We start from the raw sequence: 22360 nt of genomic DNA, 5'->3' as shown, positions 1-22360 counted from the left end.
TTGTTCCTCAATTGTTCACTAAAAGAACGCCTGAGGAGGCGGCCCGATGCTGACGCGCAAGCAACATGAATTGCTCCGTTTCATTCAGACGCGGCTCGAGGAAACCGGCATCTCGCCCAGCTTCGAGGAAATGAAGGAGGCGCTCGACCTCAGATCGAAGTCGGGCGTGCATCGGCTGATTTCCGCGCTGGAGGAACGCGGCTTCATCCGGCGGCTGCCCAACCGCGCCCGTGCGCTCGAAGTCGTCAGGCAGCCCGAGGATGCGACCCGGCGCCCGGCGGCGCCGGCCCCCGCCAACAGCAACGAGGCGCCCGCCGCCCCGCCCGTGGCGCGCGCCGCCAACGACGTCGTGGAGATACCGCTCCACGGCCGGATCGCCGCCGGCGCGCCGATCGAGGCCTTCGAGGGCGATACCTCGCTGCCGGTTCCCGCCGCGCTGCTCGGCGCGGGCGAGCACTACGCGCTCGAGGTTTCGGGCGATTCGATGATCGAGGCGGGCATTCTCGACGGCGATTTCGCGCTGGTGAAGCGCACCGACACCGCGCGCGACGGCGAGATAGTGGTCGCCCTCGTGCGCGGCGAGGAAGCCACGCTCAAGTACTTGCGGCGCGAAAGCGGCATGGTGCGGCTCGATCCGGCGAACGCGGCCTACGAGCCGCAGGTCTACCCTTCCGACGAAGTGATCGTGCAGGGCAAGCTCGCCGGGCTGCTGCGCCGCTATCACTAGGCCCGGGACGGCGGGCGCCTAGCGGCCCGAGCCGCGCGCGCGCCACCATCCGTGCCGTCCCTGCTCCTGCGCGACGGTTCGCACTTCGCCGCGCGCGAGGTCGATGGTCATGCCGCCGGTGTGCGACAGCAGCCGGCGATCGGCCTTGAGCCAGCGCGGACGGCAGCTCCAGGGCAGCCAGCGCTCGCTTACGACGATGTCGGTGCGGTCACAGGCGGCGGCGAGCGCGCGTTCGGGCACGTGATCGTAGCCGCGCGAGAGCAGCAGTGTCCATCTGCGCCCCCCGCGTTCGAGCACGACACTGCAGAATTCCCGGCTGCAGCGCGCCCGGGGCCAGGTCTCGAGCGGGCGCGTCGCCCCCTCCATCCCCGCGAGTTCGAGCAGGTTGTCGCTCACGTATTCGCTGCGCGTCTCGCGCAGCACCAGCAGTTCGTCCTCCAGCTCGCCGGTGATCCCCACATGTCGCCCGTCGCCAGAGATCAGCAGGTCGGGAGGCTTGAGCAGGAGCAGGCTGACCGTGCCCAGCGCGGCGGGGACGAGGCCCCAGAAGCGCACCTTTCCGCTCCACAGCCCGAGCCAGAGCCCGCCGGCCACGAACAGCGCGAAGGCACCACCGCCCATCGCGGGCAGCGTCCGGACCGCGCCGGGCTGGTCGGAGATCCAGTGCGCCAGGCCAAGCACGGCCGAAATCGCGGCGTCGACCAGCCACCAGACCGGCCGGCCCAGCCCCGCGGTGTCGAGCAGCAGCGCGAGCGCTTCGAGCGGCATGATCACCATCGTCGTCAACGGGATGGCGATGACGTTCGCCAGCGCACCGTAAGCGCCGGCCCGATGGAAGTGATAGAGCCCGATCGGCATCAGCGCGAGCTCGATGACCACGCCAGTCAGCAGCATTGCCACGAAATAGCGCGCGCCGCGCAAGATCCAGCCCTCTTCGCGCGGCGCGAGCAGCGCGCGCAGCGGCTCCGCGTTCGACAAGGCGACGAGCGCCAGCACCGCCGCGAAGCTCATCTGGAAGCTCGGCCCGACGATCGACTCGGGCCAGAGCAACAGGACCAGAAAAGCCGCCACCGCCAGGGTGCGCAGCGAGAGCGCCTGCCGCCCGAGCGCCAGCGCGAACAGCACCAGCAGGGCGCCGATGCACGAGCGCACCGTCGGTACCTGCGCGCCGGTGAGCAGCGTATAGCCGATGCCAGCGAGCGCGCCGACGCCGGCAGCGACGACCGGCAACCGCACGCGCAGCGCCAGCCAGGGCGACAACGCGAGCAGGCGGATCGCCAGGAGATAGCCCGCGCCGATCACCGCGCTGACATGCAGGCCGCTGATCGAGAGCAGGTGCGCGAGACCCGCGTCGCGCATCGCCTGCGCGTCCTGCTCGCCGATCGCGCCGCGATCGCCGGTCGCGAGCGCCGCCGCGATCCCGCCCGGCGCTCCGTCCAGCCGCTCGCGGATATGCGCCGAGAGCCCGGCCTTGGTTTGGGCGAGCCACCCGCCTCCCGGTCCGGGGTCGATCAGTTCGACCGGCCCCAGCGCCGACCCGGTCGCCGCCAATCCGGAGAACCACGCGGTTCGCGCGAAGTCGTAGCCGCCGGGAAACATCGGTGCCGCGGGCGGCATGAGGCGCGCCTTGAAGCCGACTTGCGCGCCGGCGACCAGCCCCGGACCGTCCTGTTCGTCCGACAGGTTGACGCGGACGCGCGTGCTGCGCCCGGTGCCGGGCAAGTCCGCGGCGAGGACGAGGCGGGCCCTGTCTCGCGCGGGCTGGACCTCGCGCGAGACCACGCGGCCCTCGATCGCGCCGATCCAGGGCCGCTCGATCGGTTCGGTCCCGACGATCTGCGATCGCGCCCAGATCGAACCGCAGCCCACCGCGACCGCCAGCGGGAGCACGATCGCCGCCTGCCGCAGAAAGGGATGATCACCCCGGGCGCGAAAGAATATCGCTCCGGCGAGCGAACCGGCAAGGCAGGCCAGAATCACCGCCGACCAGTCCCACGGAGTGGGCAAGGCGAACCATGCGGCTATCCCGGAACCAAAGGCGACCGCGAGCCAAGGCGCCCGATCGAACCCGGCGCGAGCAAGAAATCCTTCGCAAGCGGCCAACCCCCTCGACAATCGCAGTCTGGTGTTCCATGGCCCCTGTTGCATTGCAGCGCTACCGGACGGATCCGGCACCGGGACTTCAGGGTGCGTGGCATTGCTCGCCATGCGACCATTGAGACACGGGGTTGAACGAATGACAAGCGGCAGCGACACGAGCACGGCGGCGGCGAATGTCCCCGTGGTCACTCGCTTCGCGCCCTCGCCCACCGGATTTCTCCACATCGGCGGCGCTCGCACGGCGCTGTTCAACTGGCTCTTCGCCCGTCACAACGGCGGCAAGTACCTGCTCCGCATCGAGGATACCGATCGCGCCCGCTCGACCGAGGCCGCCATCGGCGCGATCTTCGACGGCTTGTCGTGGCTCGGGCTCGAGGGCGACGAGGAGGCGGTGTTCCAGTTCGCCCGCTCCGAACGCCATGCCGAAGTGGCGCGCACGCTGCTCGAGAGCGGTAAGGCCTACCGCTGCTACCTGACCAATGAAGAACTCGCCGAGCGGCGCCAGAAGGCGCAGGAAGAGCGCCGCCCCTTCCGGATCGAGAGCGAGTGGCGCGATGCCGATCCCGCCGCCGCGCCGGCCGATCGCCCTTTCGTGGTGCGGATCAAGGCGCCGCGCGTGGGCGAGACGGTGATCGAGGACCTGGTTCAGGGGCCTGTCACGGTCCGCAACGAGGAAATCGACGACTTCGTCATCCTGCGTTCCGACGGCACGCCGACCTACATGCTCGCGGTCGTCGTCGACGATCACGACATGGGCGTGACTCACGTGATCCGCGGCGACGATCACCTCAACAACGCCTTTCGGCAGCTCACGATCCTCGATGGCATGGGCTGGACGCGGCCGATCTACGGCCACGTGCCGCTGATCCACGGCGCCGACGGCGCGAAACTGTCCAAGCGCCACGGCGCGCTTGGCGTGGACAGCTATCGCGACGAAATGGGCATTCTGCCCGAGGCTCTGTTCAACTACCTCCTGCGGCTCGGCTGGGGGCATGGCGACGACGAGATCATCTCGCGCGATGATGCCGTTTCGTGGTTCGACATGGCGCATGTCGGCAAGTCGCCGTCGCGTTTCGACGTCGCCAAGCTCCAGAACCTCAACGGACACTATCTTCGCGAGGCGGACGATGCACGCCTTGCCGCGCTTGCGGCCCAGCGCATGGGCGGCCATGCCAATCTCGACCTGCTCACCAGGGCAATGCCCGTGATCAAGGTCCGCGCGAAGGACCTCAACGAGATTGCCGAAGGCGCCGCCTTCCTGTTCGCCCGGCGGCCGCTGGCGCTGACAGAGAAGGCCGCTGGCCTCCTTACCGACGAGGCGCGCGAGCGTCTTGCTTCGGTACACGATCGCCTATCCGGTGATACGGACTGGACAACGGAAAGCCTGGAAGCCAGTCTCAAGGCAATGGCCGAGGAACTCGGACTGGGTCTCGGCAAACTCGCACAGCCGCTGCGAGCGGCCCTGACGGGGCAGACGACCTCGCCGGGAATTTTCGATGTTCTGGTATTGCTCGGACGGGAAGAGAGCCTTGCGCGCATTGCCGCGCAGGCCAGCGCGCCCGCCGGGTCTCAAGCATAAAGGAGATAAGCAGGTGGGTGATCAGGCAAAGTTGAGCGCCGCAGGCGGCGACTACGAATTTCCGGTGCTCAAGGGCAGCGTCGGTCCCGACGTCGTGGACATCCGCAAGATGTACGGACAGACCGGGATGTTCACGTTCGACCCCGGCTTCACCTCGACCGCCTCGTGCGAAAGCGCGTTGACCTATATCGACGGTGACGAAGGCGTCCTGCTCCACCGCGGCTATCCGATCGGCCAGCTCGCCGAGAATTCGAGCTTCATGGAGGTCTCATACCTCCTGCTCAACGGCGAACTGCCGAGCCAGGACGAGCTGACCAAGTTCGAGTTCACCATCAGCCGCCACACGATGCTGCACGAGCAGTTGCTGCAGTTCTATCGCGGTTTCCGCCGCGACGCGCACCCGATGGCGGTGATGTGCGGCGTGGTGGGCGCGCTCTCGGCGTTCTATCACGACTCGACCGACATCTCCGATCCGCAGCACCGCAAGATCAGCTCGCATCGCCTGATCGCCAAGATGCCGACGATCGCGGCGGCCGCCTACAAGTACGCGATCGGCCAACCCTTCCTCTATCCCGACAACTCGCTGAGCTACACCGGCAACTTCCTGCGCATGACCTTCGGCGTGCCGGCCGAGCCCTTCGAACTGCACCCGGCGGTCGAGAAGGCGATGGACCGCATCTTCATCCTTCACGCCGACCACGAACAGAACGCCTCGACCTCGACCGTGCGTCTTGCCGGGTCCTCGGGCGCCAATCCTTTCGCGTGCATCGCGGCGGGCATCGCCTGCCTGTGGGGGCCCGCGCACGGCGGCGCCAACGAGGCGGCGCTCAACATGCTCAAGGAAATCGGCACGCCCGACAAGATCCCGCATTACATCGAGCGCGCCAAGGACAAGAACGATCCGTTCCGGCTGATGGGCTTCGGCCACCGCGTCTACAAGAACTACGATCCGCGCGCGACGGTCATGCAGTCGACCGTGCGCGAGGTGTTCGATGCGCTCAAGGTCGACGATCCGCTGTTCGAAACCGCGCTGCGGCTCGAGGAGATCGCACTCAACGATCCCTACTTCGTCGAGAAGAAGCTGTTCCCCAACGTCGACTTCTATTCGGGCATCATCCTGTCGGCGATCGGCTTCCCGACGACGATGTTCACCGTGCTGTTCGCGCTTGCCCGCACCGTGGGCTGGGTCGCGCAGTGGAACGAGATGATCTCCGACCCCGGCCAGAAGATCGGCCGCCCGCGCCAGCTCTACACCGGTCCGACGCAGCGCGAGTACATCCCGGTCGACAAGCGCTGAGCGCAGCCGGATTGCGACACGAAAAAGGCCTCTGCCCAAGCGGGCGGGGGCCTTTTGCTATCATGGGTCGGCAAGCCTCCGGCCATCCGGCCCCCTCCCCTTGCGGTCGGCGCCGCGAAGGCGCACACTCGCGCGAGGAGAAAGAGACCATGCAGTTCCTGCGCTTCGTGATGCTCGTCCTCGGTGTCTTCGCCATCGCGATGGGGCTGCTCTGGATGGGTCAGGGAACCGGACTTGTCATGTGGCCCGCCAGCAGCTTCATGCTTGCCGATCGGACCTGGGCGGTCAACGGCGCGGTGCTGGCGCTGGTCGGCGGGATCGTCGTGTGGCTCGCGCGCAAGCGGATCAGCCGCTGACCCCGCTCTCGGCCATAGCCTCGACATCGGCGGGAACCTCCAGAACGAAGCGGGCCCCCTGCCCCCTGGCGCTGTGGACCGTGAGCCGGCCGCCCATGGCCTGCGCGAGCCGCCGCGAGATATAGAGCCCGAGCCCTGATCCCCCATCGCCGCTACGGCCGAGCCGCTCGAACTTCTCGAAGACGATCGCCTGTTCGCTCTCGTCGAGACCGGGTCCCTGGTCGGCAACGATCACGCGGGCCCGGTCGCCGTCGGCTTCGAGCCTGATCCAGATGCGCGAATCGGCGGGCGAATAGCGGATCGCGTTGCCGATGAGGTTGAGCAGCACTTGCAGCACGCGCCGGAACTCGGCGATCGCGGGCAGCGATTCGCCGAGCGGCGGCGCATCGAGGCCGATGTTCTTTTCCGCGGCGCGCACACCCAGGATGCCCGCGGCCTGCCGCGCGACGTCGCCAAGGTCGATGTGATCGGGCTGGGTGTGGAAGTTCTCCGATTCGATCACTTCGAGGTCGGCTAGATCCTCGAGCAATTCGAGCAGGAGCTTGCCGGCATTGACGATGTCGCCCGCATAATTGGCGTAGGGCGAGGGCAAGGGCCCGGCGAGCTGGGTGCGGATCGTCTCGGCATTGGCGATGATCCGCGCGATCGGCTGCCGCAGCACCGGGGCGACGTCGAGCCCGACGACGCCGGGTTTCAGGCCCTCGCGCTCCGCCTCCGGCTCAGGCTCGGGCGGCGCGGCGGCGGGCGGCACGTCCGATACGAGCAGGAGTTCGAAACCCGAAGGCTCGAAGCCGGGAAGCACCTGCGGGATGAGAACGGCGCGCCAGGGCCGGTTCGAGCCCTCGACCTCGACTCGCGCGCCGTCGAGCAGGCGCCAGTGAAGCGGTTGCTTGTGCGTGGCGTCGAAGAGGTTGAGGTGATCGGTCCAGGAGGTGCCGATCCCCGCCTCCATGCGCCCGGCGACATCGGCCAGTTCGGGCGAGTCGCAAGTGACGGCGAGCAGCCGCTGCGCCGCGTCGAGGCGCGCGGTAAGCTCGGCGACCTCACGATCGAGATTCGTTTTGCGGCGATGCAGCACGCTTTCGCTTTCCTGCGGCGCGGGCATCGCGTGCCAGCTCCGCACGAGAATGTCGCAGCCATCGGCCTCGTCCTCGCGCGGCGAGACCTCCACCCAGGCGGTGATCGTCTCGCTGCCGTCGAACGCTGCGATCGCCCGCGCCAGCTTGAAGCCGTAAGCGCGGACCTTGCGCGCCAGCTCTAGCAGCTCGGGCACGGCGACGATCCCGCCGATCTCGCCTCCGCAGCGGTATTGCAACCCGGACAGCGGCTCGCCCGCCTCGATCAGCCGATCGGCCGCATCGGTCCGCGCACGCGCGATGATCGCTCCGTCCTGCGTCAAGCTTCGCTGTCCTCCGGGACGTCGGAAGCGAGGATCGCCGCCGCGCGATCGGGACCGAGCCGCTCGAAGCCTTCGGGCAGCGCGATCTCGGGATGGAGCGCAAGAAACTGCTCTTCGACGCTTGCGGGTCTGAGGCCGGCCGCGCGCAGTCCCAGCGCCAGCCGGGCGACCTGCGTCTCGTGCAGCGACAATACGACCGTATCGCGGTTCTGTCCCGTGAAAAGCGCCAGCGCGGTGGTGAAGATGGCAACGCCCGCGTGCGTCACCGACAGTGCGCCGGAGGCGGTGTGCCCCATCCCGTGAACGAGTCGGGCCATGAGGCCAAGCCTGTTCGCGGCTTCGTCGTAGGCCGCGCGAATGTTGCGCTCGGCGATCGCCGCCCGCTCGGCGGCTGGCATGTCGCGCGCCGCCTGCGTGCGCAATGCGATCAGCGCGGCGTGAAGCTGCTCGCCGGGAAGTTCGGCCAGGGCGAGCTTCATCCGCCGCTGCGCCTGCCCGAAGCGCGCCTGTGCTGCAAGCGCGCGCATCGCCAGCTCCTGCGTCACGCCATCCGGCGATGCGACCAGCGCCTGAAGCAACGGCGGCACGACCGGATCGAGCGACAGCCGAGCCTGCAGACGCTCGGTCAACTGCCACTCGATCGCGAGCGCGTGGACATGGGCAAGCAGGCCCGGATTGTCGATCAGCGCCTGCGCAAGCGCCGCGACCCGGCCCGGCGAGTGGTCGGCGGCCCGGTCCGCGCCGTCCGCGGCGACAAAGGCATCAAGCAACTGTTCGGCAAGGTCGCTCGTCATCCCGCGGACGCGGGCGAGGATCTCGTCGCTGAACACCGAATTATCGTCATTGGTGATCAGATGCCGCACGATCGGGACCACCGTTTCGACCATGGCGTTGCCGCGCGCCAGCTCATCGCGAAGCGCGGCTTCCACCTGCTCGGCGGTGTTGGTGCGGACAGACGGCTCCATCATGACCCCGATCTAGCCCCGGCTTGGTTAAATCAGGGTTATCCGTGAAACCTGGGCGGAATGACAAGCCCCGCCACCGCCAGCACGACACACAGCGACTGCACCACCGGCGCGATCATTCCGGCCGCCGAGGCGACGCACAGGATCAGCGCGAGCATGGCGCGGTCCGAGACCCAGGCGGCGATGCGCGGATCGAACAGACGCCGCACCAGACGCAACAGCAGCATCAGCATCACTGGCGCGAAGATCGCGTGTGCCATCGCGCCGATGACCTGGGCCTGCCAGGCGCCGATCAGCAGCCCGGCGAAGACGACGTCGACGAGCCATCCCAGCGTCTCGCCCCGGGTGATCGCTGGCGAGGTGATGCCCAGCGCGCGCCGCTCCGCCCAGCGCAGGATGGTACCGACCTCGACGAACAGCCAGGACGCACCGCATATCACGAAAGCCAGCGCGTAGAGTTCGAACCAGGCGAGCCCGCCGGCGATCAGCAATCCGGCGATGGCGGTCAGCCAGAGCATCGTGCTCGCCTTGCCGGCGTTGAGCATCGACGATCCGAAGGTGAGCACGCCCGCGCGCGCCAGCGCCCCGCCCAGCGAATGACCGCCCGTTCCGCGCAGCCCGACCCGCAGCCACTCGTGCTCGAAGGTGAGGGCCTCGCTGTCGGTACGGATCATCGCCCAGCGCGTGGAGGTGCGGTCGGCAATCGGAACCTCGCGAATGGGAATACCCGATTGCAGCGCGATACGCGTCAGAGCGGAAGCCGCTTCGCAGTCATGCGGCAACTGGTGAAGCTGGTCGATCAACCGTCCAGGGATGCGCAGGGCTCCCGCCGAGGCATTGTTGATGTCGATCCGCTCGAAGCCTGCGCCAAGTCCGGTCTCGACGGGCTGGACCAGCACCGCCGGGCCATTTTCGAGCAGCGATACCAGTGCCGAAGGCTCGACCAGAAGACCTTCCGCGAACACGAAAACGTCGTCCGCGGCGCTGACGAGACCCGCCATCTGCTGCGGCGAGGCCATGACGTGGAACTGCATCCCCGCATCTTCGGCGGCGTGCTGGATGTCGATCAGCTCGGGCGAAGTGCCGCGCGCGATGCAGATCACGCGGTTGCACGACAAGGCGTCAGCCGCGACGATCTGGTGATGGCCGAGCGAGAGCCCGGCCACGCGTAGACTGGCCCGCGGCACCGAGGTGCCGGCGCCGACCGGTTCGGTCATCGAGATTACGGCGATGCGCAGCGCGCTACTCCGGGCAGCTTCGGGGGCTGCTTAGACCCGCTGACGAAGGATTGCCAAGCGGCACATCGACCTAGACCTCGGAAAACTCCGCAAGCCATTGGGCAAGCGCGCGAACGACCGTCGGCTCGCCCGGCGCGGCTTCCAGCGCACGCTCGGCGAGTTCATGAAGCGGATCGACATGGAAGCTGGCGGCGAGTCCCTTGAGGCGCATCGCCGAGACCGTCCAGTTGCCGTCGCACCGCGATCGCGAGAGCAGATCGACTTGCCGCGCGACGCTCTCGCGGAATGCCTCGCGCAATTCCTCGTAAAGCTGCCGGTCCTCGCCGGCCGCCGCGGCAAGTGTCACATCGAGGGCGCCTGCATCCTGAGCCATGCCGCACATGGTAGTGGATGAGGGGTTAAACCGGGGTTTATCGCCCTCCCAGTCGTGCTATCCTCCTGCGATCATGGGGGAAACGCGTATCATATCCTTCGGCGGGTCGGACGGGGACAAGAACCCCGATTCCAGCGCGTCCGAAGGGCCGCTAGACACGTTCGACGAGGAGGCCGCGCCCTGGGTCGAGAGCGAGGCCGGCGGCGATTTCGGCGCGCGCGAGACCGACAGGTTCGGGCTTGTCGCCGCGGCGTTGGGCATTCTCGTCGCGGCCGGCTGGACCGGCTATTTCATCTGGGCCCACCATCGCGAGCTTGGGGCCTCGCCCGCGCCCGACCGGATCAGCAGCCTTGTTGCCGAGTGGGCGATCCCGGTGCTGCTCATCGCGGTGCTGTGGCTGCTCGCGATGCGCACGAGCTGGCGCGAGACCCGCCGTTTCGGCCACGCGGCCAGCCTCCTCGCGCGCGAGTCGGCCGATCTCGAACGCCGCCTCGTCACGGTGAACCGCGAACTCAGCCTCGCGCGCGAATTCCTGGCGTCGCAGTCGCGCGATCTCGAGACCCTGGGCCGACTCGCCAGCGAGCGACTGAGCGAGAATGCCGGGCGACTCGAAAGCCTCATTCGCGACAATGGCGCCCGCGTCGACACGATCTCGAACGTGAGCCGGACCGCGCTCGAGAACATGGACAAGCTGCGCGGCCAGCTTCCGGTCATCGCCAGCTCGGCCAAGGACGTCACCAACAACATCGGCAACGCCGGCCGCTCGGCGCAATCGCAGCTCGAAGAGCTGATCGGCGGCTTCAGGCAACTCAAGGACCTCGGCAGCGAAAGCGAGGCGCAGGTCTCGACCCTGCGTGAGCGCATCGAGAGCGCGTTGTCCGAGCTGTCGCGGCAATGCGATGCGATCGAGAGCGCCGCCGGGCAGCGTTTCGACGCTCTTGCGGAACGCGGCGAGGCGATGCGGCTAGAACTCGACAAGCACGAAATCGATGCGCTGGCCGCGATCCGCTCGCGCGCCGACGCGCTGCGCCGCGAAGTTGAGGACACGCGCGCGCATCTCGACGGACACGAGGCGGAGAGCCTCGCCTCGCTGCGCACGCGCCTTGCCGCCCTGCGCGACGAAGGGGACGGCGTCGCGCGCGCGCTGGTCGAGCGCCAGGATCGCCTGCTCGAGAGCTGGCGCCGCGGCCTCCAAACGGTCGAGACCGAAAGCGAACGTATTGCCCATGGCCTGCGCGAAACCGAAAGCGGAGCCGAACGGCAGTTCGCCGAGCGAGTCGCCGGGCTGGAGCGGGATATCGCGAAGCTCGACGGCCTGATGTCCGAGCGCCGCGAAGCCTTCGACACCGCGCAGCGCGGGCTCGCCGACGAAATCCGCGCGCTCCATACCCGGCTCGGTTCGGAAATCGACGAGCAGGCGCGGCGATCGGCCGATGACCTCGCCGCCCGGCGCGATCGCCTGACCCTCGCCCATGCCGAGAGCGTCGAGCGGCTCGATGGCATGCTCGCCGAACTCGATCGCAAGCTCACCCTCCACCGCGAGGCGCAGGCCCGCGACACGGAGGCCCTGCGCGAAAGTTCGGGTCGGATCACCGAGGAACTGGAGCACCACGCCGCGAGGCTGGGCGAAGTCGCGCAAAGCGGCAGTGCTCTCGAACAGTCGCTCGAACGCAGTCTCGAGGCGATTGGGCAGCGCCTTACCGCGAGCCGCGCGTCGCTCGCCGCCACCGACGGCGAGGTTGAGCGGCTGACCGATGCCGCCGTGCGCCTGCTCGAACTGATTCAGGCGAGCGCGAACAGCGCAAGCAAGGACCTGCCCGAAGCGATCGCCGTCTCCGAGGACAGGCTCGCGCGCGCCTCGGAATCGGTTTCGGACCTGCAGGCCGCCGTCGGCAGGGTCGTCGATAGCCAGGAGCGCTTGTCCGGCACCGTCGAGGAAACAGAGGCACGCATCCGTTCGATCGGCGACGAACTCGATTCCAACCACGCGAAGCTTACCGGGCAGAGCGACGAGCAGCGCCGGCTCCTCGAAGCGCTGACCAAGAGCGTTGGCGATCTCGACGCGCGCACCCGCGAAGCAGCGGATGCCGCGCGGAACGTACTGGCGGCGGCGATCGAGAAACTGGCGAACTCGGCCAAGGATACCGTGCAAGCGCTTGAAACCGATGCCGCCCGCAAGGTCGTGGAGATCGCCGAACGCCTCGGCGAGGACACCTCAAGCGCGCTCGAACGTGCCGTCCGCCAGAGTGCGGCCGAAGCGACGGGACGACTGGAGCAGGCCGCCGCGCATGCCTCGGGTGTCGGACGCGAGGCCGCGATCCAGCTTCGCGACCAGCTCGCCAAGGTCAACGAACTCGTCGCCAATCTCGAGAACCGCGTGTCGCATGCCCGCCAGCGGGCCGAGGAGCAGGTCGACAACGACTTCGCGCGCCGAGTTGCGCTGCTCACCGAATCGCTCAATTCCAACGCGATCGACATTGCCAAGGCGCTCTCGACCGATGTCTCGGACACGGCCTGGGCCGCCTACCTGCGCGGTGATCGCGGCATCTTCACCCGCCGTGCGGTCAGCCTGCTCGACTCGGGCGAAGTGCGCCGCGTGCAGCAGGCCTTCGAGAACGACGACGAATTCCGCGCCCACGTCAGCCGCTACATCCATGATTTCGAAGCGATCCTGCGCCAGATCCTGTCGACCCGCGACGGCAATGCGCTGGGTGTGACCCTGCTGTCCTCGGACATGGGCAAGCTCTACGTCGCGCTCGCGCAGGGCATCGAGCGCCTGCGCGGCTGATCAGGTGCGGTCGACGAAGCCGGGCGGGCGGCCGAAGAAGTTGAGATCGTCGACCTCAATCCAGCCAAAGACGTAGTTCGCGTAGAACAGGGCGAACAGGATCACCGCGACCACCGTCGCCCGCATCACCACGAGACCAGGCCGGAAATTGACCGGCGCGCTGTCGGCCTGGCCCTTCTCGACCTGGTGGCCTTCGACCTCGTCCGGCGTGCGCAACCCGATCGGCAGGACGGCGAAGGCGCTGACCACCCAGATCAGGGCGAAGATGGCGATGGCGGACGACACTTCCATGACGAATCAATCCAGATCTTCGAGACACAGGACGTGGACCTGCGGTCGCTTGCCCGTCCAGCGCACCGCCGCGCGCCGCGCCGCGAGGCGGGCGGCCTCGAGGATCGCCTCGCGGCCCTCGTGACGCTTGCGGGCGACCGCCTCGGCGACGTCGGCCGCCGCTTCCTCGACGAATTCCTCGGCATCGTCTTCGAGCGGCAGGCCCGAAACGCGGATATCGACCACGCCCGAAAGGTCAAAAGCTACCGAGACGAGGCCGTTATAGGCGATGCGCCGGCGCTGGACGATCGATTCCCCGTTCGCCGGAACGATCTCGGTTCCGTCGAGGACGAGCCGGCCGGCGCGCACTTCGGCGATCTTGCCCGGCAGACCGGGAGCGAGCCGCACCAGATCGCCGTTCTTCTGGAACACCGCCTGCGGAATGCCGCTCGCGAGACCCAGCGCGGCCTGCTCGCGCATGTGGCGAATCTCGCCGTGCACCGGGACGAGAATTTCGGGCCGCAGCCACCCGTAAAGCGCCTCGAGCTCGGGACGTCCGGGATGGCCGGAGACATGGATCATGCTCTGCCGATCGGTCACGACGCGGATGCCGCGATCGGCGAGCTGGTTCTGGATCTTGCCGATCGCGATCTCGTTGCCGGGGATCTGGCGCGAGGAGAACAGCACCACGTCGCCCTCGTCTAGCTTGATCGGGTGCGAATCGTCCGCGATCCGGGCCAGCGCCGCGCGTGGTTCGCCCTGCCCGCCCGTCGCGACGACGAGGAGTCCGCCGCGCGGCAAGTCCATGGCCGTGTCGAAATCCACCGTTTCGGGGAAGTTCTCAAGATAGCCGCTTGCCTGCGCCGCCTCAATGATCCGGTCGAGCGAGCGCCCCGCGACGCACAGCGTCCGATTGGTCGCCCGGGCGACCTCACCGAGCGTCTGCAGGCGCGCCACGTTCGAGGCGAACGTCGTCACCAGCACGCGCTTGCCGGTATGCTTGCGCACTTCGTCGAGCAGGCCCTCGAACACGGCTCCTTCCGATCCCGATGGCTCGGGATTGAAGACATTAGTCGAATCGCACACGAGGCCGAGCACGCCCGCGTCGCCGATCTCGGTCAGCTCCTCCGCCGTGGTCGGCGTGCCGATCTGCGGGTCTTCATCGAGCTTCCAGTCGCCGGTGTGGAAGATTCGGCCGTGCGGGGTCTCGATCAGCAGCGCGTTGCCCTCGGCGATCGAGTGCGCGAGCGGAACGTAGCGGATGCCGAAGGGTCCGAGCGTGAAGGTCTCGAGGTCATCCACCACGATCAGTTCGACGTCGCCGGTCAGCCCGGCTTCGTCGAGCTTGGCGGCCACCAGCTTCGCCGTGAACGGCGTGGCGTAGAGCGGAACGCCGAGCGCCTCGGCGAAATAGGGAACCGCGCCGATGTGATCCTCGTGCGCGTGGGTCAGCACGATGCCGAGCAGGTCGTCGCAGCGTTCCTCGATGAATTCGAGATCGGCGAAGACGAGGTCCACGCCCGGATATTCGGCGCCGCTGAAGCTCATGCCGAGATCGACCATCAGCCACTTGCCCTGCGAACCGTAGAGATTGACGTTCATGCCGATCTCGCCCGATCCGCCGAGCGCGCAGAAAAGCAGTTCGTTACCGGGCTTCACGATGCGGCACGCTCCGCCAGGATGGCGAGGCCCTCGATCGTGAGATCGGGATCGACGGCATCGAAAAAGTCGACCGCCTCGTCGAAGAGCACCGCGAGCCCGCCCGTCGCGACCACTTTCGCGGGACGGCCGATCTCGGCGCGCATTCGAGCGATCAAGCCTTCCATCATCGCCACATAGCCCCAGAAGACGCCGATCAGCATCTGGTCCTCGGTATTGCGGCCGATCACGCTCGTGGTCTGGGGCACGTCGATCGCGATGCGGGGCAGCATGGCCGTGTTGCCGACGAGCGCGTCGAGCGAAAGATTGATGCCCGGCGCGATGATCCCGCCCTTGTACGCGCCGTTGAAGTCGATTGCATCGAAGGTCGTCGCCGTGCCGAAATCGACGAGGATCAGGTCGCCGGGATACTTGGCGTGCGCCGCGACCGCGTTCACCGCCCGGTCTGCGCCGAGCGAGCGCGGCTCGTCGACGTCGATGTCGATCGCATAGTCAGCGGCTCCCTGGCCCGCGACGAGCGGTTCGATGCCGAAGTAGTTGCGGCACAGCACGCCGATATTGTGCAGCGCGCGCGGCACCACGGTCGAGATGATGACTTGCGTGACCTGGCGGGGTTCGACGCCACGGATCGCGAGAAGCTGCATCAGCCAGACCGCGTATTCGTCCCCGGTGCGCCGGGCATCGGTGGCGATACGCCAGCGGCCGATGATCTTGCGCCCTTCGAAAAGCGCGAAAACGACGTTGGTGTTGCCGGCATCAATGGCAAGCAGCATGAACTTGGCGATCCTTTCCTAGACCCCCGCGACGAGCGCGACGTCGCCCGCCTGAATGGTGCGCACGCCCGCGCCGATGCGCAAGCGAAGGTTGCCCTGATCATCGAGCCCCGCGAATTTGCCGGTCAGGGTCGGCTCGCCCGGCGGCGCAACGCTCAGGCGTGTTCCGATCGGGTGCGCCGCCTCCTGCCACCCGCGCAGGGTCGCGGCAAGGCCCACCGTGCGCCAGCGCGCCAGTTCTTTGGAAAACGAGGCCGCGAGCGTCTCGGCAAAGGCGTCGCGGTCGGGGGCCTGCCCTGCCCTTGCGAGCGACGCGATGGCCCGGTCCGCGACCGGCGGGGCGACGGCGAGGTTGACGCCCACGCCGATCACCACCCGATCGTCGCTGCGCTCGAGCAGAATGCCCGCAAGCTTGGCGCCGTCGATAAGCAGGTCGTTCGGCCACTTGAGCACGAGCCGCGTATCGCGAGCGGTCAGAGGACGTGTCGCCGCATGAAGCGCCAGCCCCACAACCAGCGCAAGCGTGGCGGGCGGCGGATCGTCCCGCCGCAGCACAACGCAGGTTGAGCCCATGAAATTGCCGGCGCCGCCCCGCCATTCGCGCGCCAGGCGACCGCGGCCGGCGCTCTGGCGATCGGCAACGAGCCAGTCACCCTCGCCGAACCGCTCAGCCGCGCCTCGCCGATCGAGCACGTCCGCGTTGGTCGAACCCGTCTCGGCGACGACAACGATCAAGGGGCGACGATCAACGCGCGGCGATCAAGCGGCGAGGAAGAGCGCCGTGGCCGCGGCATCGGCAAGACCGCCGAGCCACTTGGTCAGCAGGTAGCCGAGCGGAGAAATGAACAGCGCGGTCACGACGAGGAGAAACTGGTGCGCCCAGTCGCTCTTGCCACGGATCACGTCGACCGGCTCGTCGAAATACATGACCTTGACGATCTTGAGGTAATAGAACGCGCCGATCACCGAGGCCGCGATACCGATCGCCGCGAGCGCGACGAGATCGGCTTCGACCGCGGCCTGGAAGACCACGAACTTGCCCCAGAACCCGAACAGCGGCGGGATGCCGGCAAGGCTGAACATGATCATGGCGAGCGCGGCGGAGAGCCCCGGACGCGTGCGCGAGAGGCCCGCGATCTGCGCGATGTCCTCCACCGGCTCACCGTCCCCGTCCTTCATCATCAGGATCGCGATGAAACCGCCCAGCGACATCGCGACGTAGATCGCGAGGTAGACGAGCATGGCCGAGGCGCCCTGCATCGTCGCGGCGGCAAGGCCGATCAGCATGAACCCGACGTTGTTGATCGACGAATAGGCCATCAGCCGCTTGATGTTCGCCTGCCCGATGGCGCCGAGCGCGCCGACGACGATCGAGGCGAGCGAGGCGAAGATCACGATCTGGCGCCAGGCGTCGGACTGCGAACCGAAAGCGTCGATCGCGACGCGCATGGTCAAGGCCAGCGCGGCAACCTTGGGCGCGGTGGCGAAGAACGTCGTCACCGGCGTCGGCGCGCCTTCGTAGACGTCGGGCGTCCACATGTGGAACGGAACCGCGCTGATCTTGAAGGCGAGGCCCGCCAGCATGAAGACGATGCCGAACAGCGCGCCGTGCGAAAGCCCGCCCGAAATCGCGGCGTTGATCCCGGCGAAGTTGGTCGTGCCGGTGAAGCCGTATGTCAGGCTCATGCCGAACAGCAGGATGCCCGAGGCAAGCGCGCCGAGGACGAAGTACTTCAGGCCCGCTTCGGCCGAGCGCGCATCGGGGCGCAGGAAGGCGGCCAGCACATAGGCCGCGAGCGAATTGAGCTCGAGACCGATGTAGAGCGTGATGAGATCGGTCGCCGAGACCATGATGCCCATGCCGAGCGCGGCGAAGAGCACCAGGATCGGATATTCCGCGCGCATCGCGTTGAAGCGGTCGAAGAACTGCGGCGCGATCATCAACGAAGTGGCCGCCGCGAGGTATATCAGCAGCTTGGCGAAGCTGGCGAAGGCATCGGCACGGTACTGGCCGAGGAAAGCGACCGTATCCGGGCCCATCGCGCCCGAGCACAGCGCCGGCGCGACGAGGAAGGAAACGCCGACGAGCACCGCCACGGCAATGATGCTGATCGCACGCGCCGCCTTGTCGCCCGCCCAGGCGGCGACGAGCAGGAGGACCAGCCCGGCGATGCTCAGCGTCTCTTCGGGAGCGATGAGCTTGAGGGAATGCGAGAAATCCATCAGTGCACTCCCTCGGGCGCTGCCGGCGTCGCGCCGTGGCCGACTTCCGAAACGGTGTGGACCGCTGCCTGCGGCTTGCCCGGAGTGGGCTTGGAGTCGCTCTCCGGCGCGGCGCGGGCGATCCGGGCATCGAGCGCCTGGATGTCGGCGCGCATCGGCGCGAGGAAGCTTTCGGGATAGATGCCCATCCACAGCACCGCGAGCGCCAGCGGGATCATCATCAGGTACTCGCGCAGCGTGAGGTCCCCCATCGCGGCGGCGTCTGCGTGCTTCTGCTCGCCGAACGCGACGCGGCGATAGAGATAGAGCATGTAGGCCGCGCCCAGGATGATGCCGGTGGTGCAAATCAGCGCCACCCAGGTCGAGACCTGATAGATCCCGGCAAGGCTCAGGAACTCGGCCACGAACCCGCTCGTTCCCGGCAGGCCGATCGAGGCCATGGTGAACAGCAGGAAGAACAGCGCGTAATGCGGCATGTTGATCGAGAGGCCGCCATAGCGGTCGATCTCGCGTGTGTGCAGCCGGTCGTAGATGACGCCGACCGCGAGGAACAGCGCGCCCGACACGAGTCCGTGGCTCAGCATCATGATCATCGAGCCTTCAAGGCCCTGCGTGTTGAACGCGAAGACACCGACCGTCACGATCGCCATGTGCGCGACCGAGGAATAGGCGATCAGCTTCTTCATGTCGTTCTGGACCAGCGCGATCAGCGAAGTGACCACCACCGCGACCATCGAGAGCGCGTAGATCAGCCACGCGAACTGCGCGGACGCCTCGGGGAACATCGGCAGGCTGAAGCGGATGAAGCCATAGCCGCCCATCTTGAGCAACACGCCCGCCAGGATCACCGAACCCGCGGTGGGCGCCTGGACGTGCGCGTCGGGCAGCCAGGTGTGCACCGGCCACATCGGCATCTTCACCGCGAAACTGGCGAAGAAGGCCAGCCAGAGCCACGTCTGCGCCGCGGGCGCGAAGTCGGTGACCATCAGCGTCGGGATGTCGGTGGTGCCCGTCTCGTTCACCATCCACAGCATCGCGATCAGCATCAGCACCGAGCCGAGCAGCGTGTAGAGGAAGAATTTGTAGCTGGCGTAAATGCGGTTATCGCCGCCCCAGATGCCGATGATCAGGTACATCGGGATGAGACCGGCTTCGAAGAAGATGTAGAACAGGAACAGGTCCTGCGCCGCGAAGACGCCGATCATCAGCATCTCCATCAGCAGGAACGCGGCCATGTATTCGCCGACGCGCTTGTTGATCGAGGTCCACCCCGCGCCGATGCAGATCGGCATGAGGAAGACCGAAAGCATGATCAGCATCAGCGCGATGCCGTCGATGCCCAGCGCATAGGAGAAGCCGGCGAAGATTTCGGTCCGCTCGGTGAACTGCCATTGCGCGCCGCCGATGTCGTAGTTCGCCCAGAGCACGACGCCGAGCACGAAGTCGATCAAGGTCGCGACCAGCGCCACGGTGCGCGCGGGCCTGGCATCGAGGAACAGGCAGGCGATCGCGCCGACCAGCGGCACGAGCAGCATCAGGCTGAGAATCGGAAAACCACCCATTACTTGATCACCCAGCTGACCGCCGCGACAAGTCCGAGCAGCATCACCAGCGCGTAGCTATAGAGGTAACCGGACTGAACCTTCTGCGCGTAAGTCGCGCCCCTGGCGACGACCCACGCCGCCCCGTCGGGGCCGAAGCGATTGATCGTTCCCTCGTCGCCGCGCTTCCAGAAGACCCTGCCGAGCCAGAAGGCCGGGACGACGAAGACGTAGTGATAGAGCTCGTCGAACATCCACTTGCGGAACACGAAAGTGTAGACCGGTCCGAGCTGGCGCGCGACCGCCGCCGGGAACTCGGTATTGCGGATGTAGCCGTACCAGGCGGTGACGAAACCGATCGCCATGACCGTGAACGGCGACCACTTCACCCAGGTCGGGACCTCGTGCATCGCATGGATCAGGTGCTCGTGGAAAACGAGTGCGCCCTGCCAGAATTCGCCGGTGCCTTCGCTGACGAACGCGTGCTGGAACACGAAGCCCGCGAACACCGCGCCAAGCGAGAGCACCAGCAACGGGATCAGCATGACCAGCGGACTCTCGTGCGGATGATAGCCGCCGGTCCCTTCGTGCGCGTCGGCAGCGTGGGCCGAGTGCGCGGCGTCGTGGCCCGCGTCTTCCTGCGCCGGCGCGTTCTCGGCCTCGTGGCCATGGCCGTGCGTGTCGTGCGCGTCGTGGCCATGCTCATCGTGCAGCGCGTGCTGGATGTGCTCGGAGGCGGCCCAGCGCGGCTTGCCGAAGAAGGTCAGGAAGACGAGGCGCCAGGAATAGAAGCTCGTCATCAGCGCGGCGAGGATACCCATCCAGAAGGCGAACTGGCCGACCTGCGTGCCCGCGCCGAACGCCGCCTCGAGGATCGCGTCCTTCGAGTAGAACCCGGCGAAGCCGACGAAGCCCGCGATGCCGACCCCGGTGATGGCGAGCGTTCCCGCCGTCATCGTCCAGAACGTGATCGGGATCTCTTTGCGCAGCGCGCCGTAGTAGCGCATGTCCTGCTCGTGGTGCATCGCGTGGATCACCGAGCCCGCGCCGAGGAACAGCAGCGCCTTGAAGAAGGCGTGCGTGAACAGATGGAACATCGCCGCGCCGTAAGCGCCGACGCCAGCGGCGAAGAACATGTAGCCGAGCTGCGAGCAGGTCGAATAGGCGATGACGCGCTTGATGTCCCACTGCGTGCAGCCGATCGTGGCGGCGAAGAAACAGGTGGCGCCGCCGATCACGGCGACGAAGGCCATCGCGCTCGGGCTTGCCTCGAACATCGGCGAGAGCCGGCAGACCATGAAGACACCGGCGGTCACCATCGTCGCGGCGTGGATCAGGGCCGAAACCGGGGTCGGGCCTTCCATCGCGTCGGGAAGCCAGGTGTGCAGGCCAAGCTGTGCCGACTTGCCCATCGCGCCAATGAACAGGAGGATGCACAGCACCGTCATGGTGTCGAAGCGGTAGCCGAGGAAGCCGATCGTCGAACCCGCCATGCCCGGCGCGGCGGCGAGGATCTCCGGAATCGAGGTCGTGCCGAACACCAGGAACGTGCCGAAGATGCCGAGCATGAAGCCCAGGTCGCCGACGCGGTTCACCACGAAGGCCTTGATCGCGGCGGCACAGGCCGAGGGCTTGCGGAACCAGAAGCCGATCAGAAGGTACGAGGCGAGACCGACGCCTTCCCAGCCGAAGAACATCTGCACGAGGTTGTCCGCCGTCACGAGCATCAGCATGGCGAAGGTGAACAGCGAGAGGTAGGCGAAGAACCGCGGCTGATCCGGGTCCTCGTCCATGTAGCCCCAGGAATAGAGGTGCACTAACGCCGAGACGGTGGTGATGACGACAAGCATGACCGCGGTGAGCGAGTCCACCCGCAGCGCCCAGTCGAACGTCATCGCGCCCGATTCGACCCACTTGAGCACCGGCACGACCGAGGCTTCCGCCCCTCCCGCGACGAAACCGAGGAAGATCGGCCAGGACAGCACGCACGACACGAACAGCGCGCCAGTCGTCAGAATCTTGGCGGTCGTCGCGCCGAGCTGCTTGTTGCCGAGGCCGGCGGCGATCGCGGCGAGCAGCGGCAGGAATACGATGATGAGGATCGGATGCACCGGTTGTTACCCCCTCATCCGGTTCACGTCGTCGACCGCGATGCTGCCGCGGCCGCGGAAGTAGATCACGAGGATCGCCAGCCCGATCGCCGCCTCGCCGGCGGCGACGGTCAGCACGAACATCGCAAAGATCTGGCCTGTCAGGTCTTGCAGGAAGGCGCTGAAGGCGACGAGATTGATGTTCACCGCAAGCAGGATCAGTTCGATCGCCATGAGGATGATGATCACGTTCTTGCGGTTCAGAAAGATGCCGAGCGCGCCGAGCACGAAGAGGATCGAGCTGACCACGACGTAATGTTCGATGCCGATCACAGCGTGACCCCCCTCATAGTGTCACCCCCTGACCGACTTCCGGCTTGACGTTGACGGTCGCCTCGTCGGGACGACGTGAAACCTGCTTGGAGATGTTCTGCCCGCGCACGTCGGTGCGCTGGCGATGCGTCAGCACGATGGCGCCGATCATCGCGACGAGCAGGATGATGCCCGCAGCCTCGAACAGGAAGAGATACCGCCCATACATCAGCGCACCGATCGCCTCGATATTGCTCTCGCCCACCGGCGCCATCGCCGAACCGTCGGGCGTGCCAAGCTCGAGCGCGCCGGCGCGATAGGCGCCGATGCCGAGCACGAGTTCGGCGAGCAGGACCAGCGCGAGCGCCATGCCGAGCGGGAAGTTCTTGACGAAGCCCGCGCGCAGCTCGGTGAAGTCGATGTCGAGCATCATCACCACGAACAGGAACAGCACGGCGACCGCCCCCACGTAGACGATGACGAGCAGCATCGCGATGAACTCCGCGCCGACCAGGATCATCAGGCCCGCCGCGTTGAAGAACGCGAGAATCAGCCAGAGCACGGAGTGCACCGGGTTGCGGGCCATGATCGTGATCGCGCCCGAGGCGATCGTCAGCACGGCGAAAAGGTAAAAGGCGAAGGTCTGGATCATGTGAGCCGGTGTCCCCTG

The 22360-nt window shown here is 67.2% G+C and carries 19 protein-coding genes; 5 read left to right on the top strand and 14 right to left on the bottom strand.

Going from position 1 to position 22360, the window contains the following annotated elements:
• Positions 1 to 46: 46 nt before the first annotated feature.
• On the top strand, positions 47 to 727 hold the full coding sequence (gene lexA / locus B2G71_RS08180; protein ID WP_098105246.1) for a transcriptional repressor LexA: 681 nt from the start codon (positions 47 to 49) through the stop codon (positions 725 to 727).
• Positions 728 to 745: 18 nt separating this feature from the next.
• On the opposite strand, the gene B2G71_RS08175 is transcribed toward lexA, so the two are convergent.
• Positions 746 to 2734, bottom strand: coding sequence for a ComEC/Rec2 family competence protein (locus tag B2G71_RS08175; RefSeq protein WP_346426931.1), 1989 nt, complete (start codon positions 2732 to 2734; stop codon positions 746 to 748).
• 229 nt (positions 2735 to 2963) lie between these two features.
• Here B2G71_RS08175 and gltX point away from each other — a divergent pair, with 229 nt between their 5' ends.
• The 3 genes from gltX to B2G71_RS08160 all read left to right on the top strand — a co-directional run bounded on the left by gltX (position 2964) and on the right by B2G71_RS08160 (position 6059).
• Positions 2964 to 4406, top strand: a complete 1443-nt coding sequence (gene gltX / locus B2G71_RS08170; protein ID WP_098105244.1) for a glutamate--tRNA ligase — start codon at positions 2964 to 2966, stop codon at positions 4404 to 4406.
• 13 nt (positions 4407 to 4419) lie between these two features.
• On the top strand, positions 4420 to 5703 hold the full coding sequence (locus B2G71_RS08165) for a citrate synthase (RefSeq protein WP_098105243.1): 1284 nt from the start codon (positions 4420 to 4422) through the stop codon (positions 5701 to 5703).
• A 149-nt stretch (positions 5704 to 5852) separates the two neighbouring features.
• Complete coding sequence (locus B2G71_RS08160; RefSeq protein ID WP_098105242.1) at positions 5853 to 6059, top strand: hypothetical protein; 207 nt, start codon at positions 5853 to 5855, stop codon at positions 6057 to 6059.
• Here the strand turns inward: B2G71_RS08160 and B2G71_RS08155 are convergent.
• From B2G71_RS08155 to B2G71_RS08140, 4 genes are all read right to left on the bottom strand, one after another.
• Positions 6049 to 7458 (bottom strand): sensor histidine kinase, encoded by a 1410-nt coding sequence (locus B2G71_RS08155; protein WP_098105241.1) that lies wholly within the window; start codon positions 7456 to 7458, stop codon positions 6049 to 6051. The two genes, B2G71_RS08160 and B2G71_RS08155, sit on opposite strands and share 11 nt — an antisense overlap.
• Complete coding sequence (locus B2G71_RS08150) at positions 7455 to 8426, bottom strand: hypothetical protein (RefSeq protein ID WP_098105240.1); 972 nt, start codon at positions 8424 to 8426, stop codon at positions 7455 to 7457. The genes B2G71_RS08155 and B2G71_RS08150 overlap by 4 nt, the downstream gene beginning before the upstream one ends.
• 35 nt (positions 8427 to 8461) lie before the next feature.
• Positions 8462 to 9640 carry a hypothetical protein gene (locus tag B2G71_RS08145; RefSeq protein WP_240530053.1) on the bottom strand — a complete coding sequence of 393 codons (1179 nt, stop codon included), beginning with the start codon at positions 9638 to 9640 and terminating at the stop codon, positions 8462 to 8464.
• 91 nt (positions 9641 to 9731) lie between these two features.
• Entirely contained in the window at positions 9732 to 10034 is a 303-nt protein-coding gene (locus tag B2G71_RS08140) for an Hpt domain-containing protein (RefSeq protein WP_098105239.1), read from the bottom strand.
• A 73-nt stretch (positions 10035 to 10107) separates the two neighbouring features.
• Between B2G71_RS08140 and B2G71_RS08135 the strand changes: the two genes are divergently transcribed.
• Positions 10108 to 12822 (top strand): ATPase, encoded by a 2715-nt coding sequence (locus B2G71_RS08135; protein ID WP_098105238.1) that lies wholly within the window; start codon positions 10108 to 10110, stop codon positions 12820 to 12822.
• On the opposite strand, the gene B2G71_RS08130 is transcribed toward B2G71_RS08135, so the two are convergent.
• Genes B2G71_RS08130 through B2G71_RS08090 form a run of 9 tightly spaced genes read right to left on the bottom strand, consistent with a single transcriptional unit; the run spans position 12823 to position 22342 of the window.
• The gene (locus tag B2G71_RS08130) at positions 12823 to 13113 is read right to left on the bottom strand and encodes a DUF1467 family protein (RefSeq protein ID WP_098105237.1); all 291 of its coding nucleotides are present in this window, start codon (positions 13111 to 13113) and stop codon (positions 12823 to 12825) included.
• A gap of 6 nt (positions 13114 to 13119) precedes the next feature.
• Positions 13120 to 14751, bottom strand: a complete 1632-nt coding sequence (locus B2G71_RS08125; protein WP_098105236.1) for a ribonuclease J — start codon at positions 14749 to 14751, stop codon at positions 13120 to 13122.
• A complete protein-coding gene (locus B2G71_RS08120) occupies positions 14748 to 15524 on the bottom strand; it encodes a type III pantothenate kinase (protein WP_098105235.1) in 777 nt (258 codons plus the stop codon). The genes B2G71_RS08125 and B2G71_RS08120 overlap by 4 nt, the downstream gene beginning before the upstream one ends.
• An 18-nt stretch (positions 15525 to 15542) precedes the next feature.
• On the bottom strand, positions 15543 to 16259 hold the full coding sequence (locus B2G71_RS08115) for a biotin--[acetyl-CoA-carboxylase] ligase (protein ID WP_098105234.1): 717 nt from the start codon (positions 16257 to 16259) through the stop codon (positions 15543 to 15545).
• Between the two features lie 24 nt (positions 16260 to 16283).
• A complete protein-coding gene (gene nuoN, locus B2G71_RS08110; protein WP_098105233.1) occupies positions 16284 to 17747 on the bottom strand; it encodes an NADH-quinone oxidoreductase subunit NuoN in 1464 nt (487 codons plus the stop codon).
• A complete protein-coding gene (locus B2G71_RS08105) occupies positions 17747 to 19309 on the bottom strand; it encodes an NADH-quinone oxidoreductase subunit M (RefSeq protein WP_098105232.1) in 1563 nt (520 codons plus the stop codon). Before B2G71_RS08105 ends, nuoN begins: the two co-directional genes overlap by 1 nt.
• Positions 19309 to 21399, bottom strand: coding sequence for an NADH-quinone oxidoreductase subunit L (gene nuoL, locus B2G71_RS08100; RefSeq protein WP_098105231.1), 2091 nt, complete (start codon positions 21397 to 21399; stop codon positions 19309 to 19311). The genes B2G71_RS08105 and nuoL overlap by 1 nt, the downstream gene beginning before the upstream one ends.
• Positions 21400 to 21405: 6 nt before the next feature.
• Positions 21406 to 21711 carry an NADH-quinone oxidoreductase subunit NuoK gene (gene nuoK / locus B2G71_RS08095; protein ID WP_098105230.1) on the bottom strand — a complete coding sequence of 102 codons (306 nt, stop codon included), beginning with the start codon at positions 21709 to 21711 and terminating at the stop codon, positions 21406 to 21408.
• A gap of 13 nt (positions 21712 to 21724) precedes the next feature.
• A complete protein-coding gene (locus B2G71_RS08090) occupies positions 21725 to 22342 on the bottom strand; it encodes an NADH-quinone oxidoreductase subunit J (RefSeq protein ID WP_098105229.1) in 618 nt (205 codons plus the stop codon).
• Between the last annotated feature and the right edge of the window lie 18 nt (positions 22343 to 22360).

It is taken from the genome of Novosphingobium sp. PC22D, assembly GCF_002556635.1.
GTDB lineage: Bacteria > Pseudomonadota > Alphaproteobacteria > Sphingomonadales > Sphingomonadaceae > Novosphingobium.
Note: the sequence above shows the minus strand (reverse complement) of the source record. Positions and strands in the feature narration are given on the sequence as shown.

Excerpts from the sequence above, each read along its gene's own strand:
- gltX (WP_098105244.1), top strand. The coding sequence starts at position 2,964 with ATGACAAGCGGCAGCGACACGAGCACGGCGGCGGCGAATGTCCCCGTG.
- B2G71_RS08090 (WP_098105229.1), bottom strand. The coding sequence starts at position 22,342 with ATGATCCAGACCTTCGCCTTTTACCTTTTCGCCGTGCTGACGATCGCC.
- B2G71_RS08135 (WP_098105238.1), top strand. The coding sequence starts at position 10,108 with ATGGGGGAAACGCGTATCATATCCTTCGGCGGGTCGGACGGGGACAAG.
- B2G71_RS08145 (WP_240530053.1), bottom strand. The coding sequence starts at position 9,640 with ATGACCGAACCGGTCGGCGCCGGCACCTCGGTGCCGCGGGCCAGTCTA.
- lexA (WP_098105246.1), top strand. The coding sequence starts at position 47 with ATGCTGACGCGCAAGCAACATGAATTGCTCCGTTTCATTCAGACGCGG.
- nuoN (WP_098105233.1), bottom strand. The coding sequence starts at position 17,747 with ATGGATTTCTCGCATTCCCTCAAGCTCATCGCTCCCGAAGAGACGCTG.
- B2G71_RS08150 (WP_098105240.1), bottom strand. The coding sequence starts at position 8,426 with ATGATGGAGCCGTCTGTCCGCACCAACACCGCCGAGCAGGTGGAAGCC.
- B2G71_RS08105 (WP_098105232.1), bottom strand. The coding sequence starts at position 19,309 with ATGGGTGGTTTTCCGATTCTCAGCCTGATGCTGCTCGTGCCGCTGGTC.
- B2G71_RS08120 (WP_098105235.1), bottom strand. The coding sequence starts at position 15,524 with ATGCTGCTTGCCATTGATGCCGGCAACACCAACGTCGTTTTCGCGCTT.
- B2G71_RS08140 (WP_098105239.1), bottom strand. The coding sequence starts at position 10,034 with ATGGCTCAGGATGCAGGCGCCCTCGATGTGACACTTGCCGCGGCGGCC.
- B2G71_RS08160 (WP_098105242.1), top strand. The coding sequence starts at position 5,853 with ATGCAGTTCCTGCGCTTCGTGATGCTCGTCCTCGGTGTCTTCGCCATC.
- B2G71_RS08130 (WP_098105237.1), bottom strand. The coding sequence starts at position 13,113 with ATGGAAGTGTCGTCCGCCATCGCCATCTTCGCCCTGATCTGGGTGGTC.